Source organism: Clostridium psychrophilum (genome assembly GCF_018861705.1).
Classification (GTDB): Bacteria; Bacillota; Clostridia; order Clostridiales; family Clostridiaceae; genus Clostridium_AD; species Clostridium_AD psychrophilum.
The window spans coordinates 1-2,808 of sequence record NZ_JAHLEC010000203.1 but is presented as its reverse complement, the minus strand read 5'-3'; the positions used below and the strand labels follow the sequence as shown (position 1 = coordinate 2,808).

At 29.3% G+C, this 2,808-nt stretch carries 3 protein-coding genes; 1 reads left to right on the top strand and 2 read right to left on the bottom strand.

What is annotated here, in order from left to right; genetic code table 11:
* Positions 1 to 155: 155 nt before the first annotated feature.
* Positions 156 to 395 carry a YdcF family protein gene (locus tag KPL38_RS18890; RefSeq protein ID WP_216290683.1) on the bottom strand — a complete coding sequence of 80 codons (240 nt, stop codon included), beginning with the start codon at positions 393 to 395 and terminating at the stop codon, positions 156 to 158.
* On the opposite strand from KPL38_RS18890, the gene KPL38_RS18885 reads away from it, so the two are divergent.
* Positions 386 to 1,912 carry a methyl-accepting chemotaxis protein gene (locus KPL38_RS18885; protein ID WP_216290682.1) on the top strand — a complete coding sequence of 509 codons (1,527 nt, stop codon included), beginning with the start codon at positions 386 to 388 and terminating at the stop codon, positions 1,910 to 1,912. The genes KPL38_RS18890 and KPL38_RS18885 overlap by 10 nt on opposite strands.
* Positions 1,913 to 2,127: 215 nt before the next feature.
* Here KPL38_RS18885 and KPL38_RS18880 read toward each other — a convergent pair whose 3' ends face one another.
* Entirely contained in the window at positions 2,128 to 2,739 is a 612-nt protein-coding gene (locus tag KPL38_RS18880; RefSeq protein ID WP_216290681.1) for an HD-GYP domain-containing protein, read from the bottom strand.
* Between the last annotated feature and the right edge of the window lie 69 nt (positions 2,740 to 2,808).

Genomic DNA, 2,808 nt, shown 5'->3' with positions numbered 1-2,808 from the left:
TTTTATTGAAATTTTCATATTAATTTACAATATTTTCAAGAGGCATAGCCTAAAATTTGAAATAGCTTAACTCCTACCGGAGAAAATATAGCTTTTTGTGGCTTAATCACACTATTAATAATGTGAATTTTGATTTTTCAATTTTTGTTGCTCCCCTATTTTTTTAATATCAAAAATTTTATGACACCAAACACTTCTCTTACATATCCCGTATATTCATTAAATTTATATTTTGAAACGAAAATGCCAGAATAACTAGTATTCATTTTTAATCTTTTACTCATAAGAGATACCCTTTTTAAATGATATTTATTTGACACCACCACGGCAGTCTTAAACCTTTTGCTTTCCATTACTTTTTTAGAAAAAGCCAAACTTTCTACAAGTGGGGGCATATGAATTATTACTTGTCGACCCTAAAGATAGAAGTGATTTACAAATAAATAAAGATGCTATTACAGATCTTAAAACTAAAACTAACCCAATTATCGCAGAATATAAGACTACAATTACAACTGATTCAGATAGGCAACAGTTTGCAGAATTTCAAAAAATAATTATACAGTATCATACGGCAAGAGATGTCATAATTAAAGAAGTTGGTAATAATAACTACGCCAAAGCAAATGAATCTTTTCCAAATCTAGCCCAAATAAAAGAAAATATGTTTAAAGTTTTAGACAAAGAACAAAAATTAGATACGGATATGGCAAAAGTGAATTATGAAAATACTCAATCATCGTTTAATAGTGCACGCGTTAAAATTATGCTAGTGACTGTTCTAGGATTTTTTATTGCTATTGTACTCGGGTTAATAATATCTATTTCAATTTCAAAGCAGATAAAAAAGGTTCTAGTTGTTGCTAATGCACTTTCTGAAAATGACTTATCAAAAACTGTTAATCTTGACAATGAAAGTGAAATAGGGATTTTAGCAAGGGCTCTAAATAAAGCTATAACAAACTTAAAAACGTTAATTACAGAAATATCAGAAAGCGCTACTGATGTAGGTGCTACCAGTGAAGAACTATCTGCTACAACTGAAGAAATATCAGCAAAAATGGATATTGTCAATGAATCAGTAAGACAAGTATCACTCGGAGCAAAACACTTAAGTGCTACAACAGAAGAGGTAAATGCAACTACACAGAGCATTGCAGAGAATGTGACTGATGTTAATGGACGTGCAAATAAAGGGAGTGAGATTGCAAAGGGCATAAAAGTAAAAGCAACTGGAGTTAGAAAAGCTGCTGAAAGTAACCTTAGTACCACAAATAAAATATATATGGAAAAGCAAGAAAATATATTAAAAGCGATTGAAGAAGGCTTGGTTGTCAGTGAAGTTAAGATAATGGCACAAGAAATAGAAAATATAGCAAGTCAGACAAATCTTCTTGCACTTAATGCAGCCATTGAAGCAGCTAGAGCAGCTAGAGCAGGAGAGCAAGGTAAGGGGTTTGCCGTAGTTGCTGATGAAGTTAGAAAGTTAGCTGAAGCTTCAGAAACAACCGTAAAAAGGATTGAAAAGGTAACTGAAAAAGTTGAAAAAGCATTCAAGAATTTTTCTACTAATACTCAGGATATATTGAACTTTATAGTAAATAAAGTTAAGCGGGATTATGAATCGTTTGTAGATACAAGTAAGCAATATGGTGATGATGCTATGGTATTTAATGATTTATATTCAAGTATTGGAAATTCAATGAATATTGTAAATAAAACAGTATCAGAAGTTAATAAAGCAATTGAAAATGTATCAGCTACAGCTGAAGAATCAGTCGCTAGTTCAGAGGAAATATTAGCAAGTGTTAACGAATCAGTTATGGCAATTCAAGAAATAACAAAGATATCTCAAAGCCAAGCTATGTTAGCGGAAAAAATGAATGGTATGGTCCAAAAATTTAAGTTATAAAATAATATCTAATATATATACCTTTACAAACGCTAATAGTAATATTGTTTTAGAAAATATTTTTTGATATAATAATTTAATATGTTTAGACAGATATTAAATAAATAATAGATATTTGATAAAAATACCAGATAATACTTGAGTAAAAAGCAAGGTTTATCTGGTATTTTAAAATTGTTATAAAAGATAACTATTAAATAAAAGTGATTACTGTATTAGTAGAATTGTTCATCCTTTAGATTTTTTATAAATACACCTAAAGAATCATTGAATATTACTGTGAAAATATCTTCTTTTTTCACTTGTTTAAACTTTAGATCAAGGATGTCCTTATACCTCAAAATTGTATCAATTTTACTTAGAAAAAGATCTACTAATTCGCCATCAAAATGTTTATTCCTTTCTTCTTTTAATATTTTGATACAAGTCTCAATAGGATAAGCTTTTTTATATACTCTCTCGTTAGCTAATGTATCAAAAACATCTGCAATAGTTACTATTCTAGCGGTCAAAGGAATATTATTGCCTATAAGCCCTGATGGATAACCACTACCATCCCATTTTTCATGATGATTTAATGCTACTTCACAACCCATTTTGATAACATCTCGTTTTGAATTACCAAGTATCTTTTCACCAATTATTGTATGAGTTTTCATTATATTAAATTCTTTAGGTGTTAGTTTTCCTGGTTTTAAGAGAATTGCATCCGCAATTCCTATCTTTCCAATATCATGCATCAATGCAGCATAATTCATTAATTTATTTTTAACTTCAGATGTTTCTATAATATGATTATCCCACAAAAAGCTTGTAATTACTTCCAAACGTAGTAATTATGATATAATAATATCAAAATCAGTACGTAGAGGAGGATTACTATGTTTTGCAAAAAT